The organism is Oleiphilus sp. HI0066 (assembly GCF_001635725.1).
Map to the genome: position 1 here is coordinate 1 of NZ_LWFH01001605.1, position 616 is coordinate 616.

Sequence of the window (616 nt, forward strand, 5' to 3'; positions counted from 1 at the left end):
TGCCAGCGCAACCAGGCGATATCATTACCGATACAGGAGACACCATCGGCAAGCATCAAGGTTTGATGTATCACACTATCGGTCAGCGACAAGGCCTCGGTATTGGCGGCTTAAAAAACTATGACGAATCACCTTGGTATGTCGCGCAAAAAAATCTAGACGACAACACTCTGGTCGTTGTTCAAGGAAAGAATAATCCACTGCTCTTTGCAAATCAGTTGATCTGCAAAAATCTAGATTGGATTAATGGTGAACCAAACATGCCTTTCTCTTGTACAGCTAAAGTACGCTATCGACAAGCAGACCAGTCTTGTCATGTCGAAAAGCTAGATAACGGAGATCTTAGCGTGCGGTTTGACACCCCCCAACGAGCCATTACCCCAGGCCAATCGGTTGTTTTCTATATTGAAGATCGTTGCCTCGGCGGTGGGATCATTGCATCTACTAGTAGCGAGCCTAACGATGAGCTTAACTAACGATCAGAATAAGGCACTGGCACTATCTGGCTTATTCGAATGCTGCGTATTGGTAGATAGCATTGCGCGCAATGGCTCTTGTGATCACGATGCACAAAACGTGTTGATTGAATCGCTTTTCAACACGAACCCCAATGATG

2 protein-coding genes are annotated in these 616 nt (G+C 45.8%); both read left to right on the forward strand.

The genetic code is table 11. The annotated features are described in order from the left end of the window. Window positions 1-476 (forward strand): aminomethyltransferase beta-barrel domain-containing protein (locus tag A3738_RS25200; RefSeq protein WP_369819835.1); only part of this gene is annotated, 476 nt, incomplete at its 5' end. Beyond that, window positions 463-616, forward strand: a 154-nt coding sequence (locus A3738_RS32760; RefSeq protein ID WP_156504490.1) for a DUF489 family protein, incomplete at its 3' end; no start/stop codon positions are given. The genes A3738_RS25200 and A3738_RS32760, both read left to right, overlap by 14 nt.